Below are 2,114 nucleotides of genomic sequence, written 5' to 3'. Positions count from 1 at the left end.
CTTTTTTATCTATTTTCATTTTTAACAAGGAGGCACTTGCATGTGAAATTACACCGTTTATGGGATTTAAAGAAACTTACCCAGAAATTTATGCTGATGACTCCATGAAAAAAACAGAGCAAGGAAATTTTATTGAATTGGTGCAAAAAGCAAAAAAAAGAGTTGATGAAGCTTTTGGTAAAATGAGCTCCAATCCAAGGTATATTGTGTCCAAAAACTCAACATACTGGAAATTTGGTTTCAACCCAACAGGGATGGCGCGAAGTTCATTATTTAGGGAGTGTGTGTTTATTGGCCCCAAAGGCATTAATATTGATGTGATTGCACACGAGACAGCACATGCAGAGGTGTTCCATAGAGCTAACTTTTTTACTAAAAATTTTAAAATGAAACCTTGGCTACTTGAAGGCTCGGGTACTTATGTAGACTACAGGCATCCACTACTACTAGAGAACATAAATATTGATAGTTCAAAAGTAAATCAAGTAATGGAATTATCAGACTTTTCTCCTCGAGAAATTTGGGCTTATCAAGCATCAAGAGTCGCATTTGAAAAAATTGATCCTAAAAAACTCTACGAAGGCATAGATAGATTAAATTCAGGTGAAAGCTTTGATGCCGTGTTTGCAAAGTAAAGCTAAGCGACACTTAAATAAAGTGCATCAAAGCGACCCTTTAACACTTTTCGCTACAATTTTAGCTAACTTTTATCTGTCAATTATGCAGACGTAAACTTTAAGCCTACCTGAAAACTTAGCGGCTTTTATAAAAATGAAAACAATTTTTGAACATACTCAATCTAGTGTTTTAGTGCTTCCTCAAGCTCTATTTGCGATCAAAGATGTGGCTGTTGTTAGTCATCATAAAAACTCTGTTATTTTTTATAAAAGTCTTGAGCGGGACTTGGTAAACGTTGAGTTTTACATCAATACACCATGTTTGATATATATTGAAAGCGGACGTGAGGTAATTACAAACCGTGACAACGACACGATTGAGTTGAAGGCAGGAAGCGCAATATTTCTCCCTCAAGGGCTAAAACTACAATCTGATTTCGTTAAAGAAACGGAGTCCTTAAAAGCTTACTTGGTATTTTTTGATGACAGTGTTGTTGTGGATTATTTGAGTAAACTTAAAAAGCCCTTAGATTGCCCCAATAGCGCGCCAACCTTTTGCTTGTTGGAAGGTTGTAATGACTTCAGCGCTTTTTTTGATTCAATTATAGGTGATATAAAATCACCTTCTTATTTAAACATTAAGCTGCAAGAGCTACTCCACCTTATTTCTTGGAAAGACAACCAAGCCATTTTTCATTCCGTACTATCCTCAAAAAGGTGCATCCCTCCTCGGCGAAACCTTATTCGACTACTAGAAACGCTTGATGTACTTCATCTCACTGTTGGTGATTTAGCGCATTTATCAGGGAGAAGTCTTTCTAGCTTTAATCGTGATTTCAAAGCGACTTACAAAGTTACACCACAAAAATGGTTGCGAGAAAAAAAACTATCTCAGGCTAAAATATTGTTAGTAGAAAAAGAGCTGTCTGTGACGCAAGTTGCTTTGACAATGGGCTATGAAAATGTGTCAGCCTTTATCAAAGCATTCAAGCTTCAGTATGGTATAACTCCAAAACAAATAAAACGATGTAAATGACGGAAAATCGTTAGTTTTGACATTCCTTGGGTAGTTGGTGCTCGGCAGGTTAGATAGTCTGAGTGAAGATAACCATAAGGAGTAAAACAGATGAGTGTAAGAGTTACCCTAAACTGCCAAGTAAAACCTGAGCAATTTCAAGCCCTACTTCCCTTTTTAGAACACAACTTGCCCAACGTTAGAGGTTTTAAAGGAAATTTGCAGGTTAGCGTTTTATATGACGAAGAAAATGATGAAATGCTTTTGGATGAGGAGTGGCTAACGGTAGAAAGTCATCTAGCATATTTGAATTTCATTAATAATAACGGTGTATTGGAAAAACTGAGTTCATTTCTCAGTGCACCACCTGATATTAAGTATTTTAACAAGATAGAAGTTTAGTTATCCCCAAAAATCGTTTGAGGAACACTAAGCGACTTTTTAAGTAAGATTTATAAGACTATAAAATGTGGCTCGTTATG

The 2,114-nt window shown here is 36.1% G+C and carries 3 protein-coding genes; all 3 read left to right on the top strand.

Annotation, left to right across the window (positions count from 1 at the left end):
• Window positions 1-635, top strand: a 635-nt coding sequence (locus tag L1D50_RS22830) for a hypothetical protein (RefSeq protein ID WP_239966918.1), incomplete at its 5' end; no start/stop codon positions are given.
• 136 nt (window positions 636-771) lie between these two features.
• The gene (locus L1D50_RS22825) at window positions 772-1,653 is read left to right on the top strand and encodes an AraC family transcriptional regulator (RefSeq protein WP_239966917.1); all 882 of its coding nucleotides are present in this window, start codon (window positions 772-774) and stop codon (window positions 1,651-1,653) included.
• A gap of 90 nt (window positions 1,654-1,743) precedes the next feature.
• Window positions 1,744-2,034 carry an antibiotic biosynthesis monooxygenase gene (locus L1D50_RS22820; RefSeq protein WP_128728396.1) on the top strand — a complete coding sequence of 97 codons (291 nt, stop codon included), beginning with the start codon at window positions 1,744-1,746 and terminating at the stop codon, window positions 2,032-2,034.
• The last annotated feature ends 80 nt before the right edge of the window (window positions 2,035-2,114 follow it).

Source organism: Pseudoalteromonas sp. Isolate6, from assembly GCF_022398435.1.
Taxonomy (GTDB): Bacteria; Pseudomonadota; Gammaproteobacteria; order Enterobacterales; family Alteromonadaceae; genus Pseudoalteromonas; species Pseudoalteromonas galatheae.
The sequence above is the reverse complement of the archived record's forward strand: the minus strand, read 5'-3'. Positions and strand labels throughout refer to the sequence as shown.